The sequence below is a fragment of the Leifsonia sp. SIMBA_070 genome (genome assembly GCF_046534635.1).
In the GTDB taxonomy this organism is placed as follows: domain Bacteria; phylum Actinomycetota; class Actinomycetes; order Actinomycetales; family Microbacteriaceae; genus Leifsonia.
This window is the reverse complement of the sequence record NZ_JAWRYK010000101.1, coordinates 1-333: the sequence shown is the minus strand read 5'-3', so window position 1 is coordinate 333 and position 333 is coordinate 1. Positions and strand designations below refer to the sequence as shown.

Annotated in this window: 1 protein-coding gene; it reads left to right on the top strand. The window is 62.8% G+C overall.

Going from position 1 to position 333, the window contains the following annotated elements:
- Positions 1-333 (top strand): HNH endonuclease signature motif containing protein (locus SB754_RS19595; protein WP_410784068.1); only part of this gene is annotated, 333 nt, incomplete at both ends.

Below are 333 nucleotides of genomic sequence, written 5' to 3'. Positions count from 1 at the left end.
TGCATCATGATCCCGCCGCCGAACTGCACGGCTACGGACCGATCAGCCCGGTCACAGCACGAAGAATGGCCCGGGACGCGGCGAAATGGACACCGGTGGAACGGGACCCGAAAACCGAGGAGTTCCTGCGGATTGGCCGGAAACGAAAAGTACCGGACCGGCTGAAGCAGGTGCTGCGGGTCCGCGACGGAACCTGCCGGTTCCCGGGCTGCCGAACCAACGCTGTGATCTCCGAAATCGACCACACCACACCCTGGGCGCAGGGCGGCGCCACCGATCATGACAACCTGGAGCATTTATGCCGGCGGCACCACATGTTCAAAACCAAAGGTT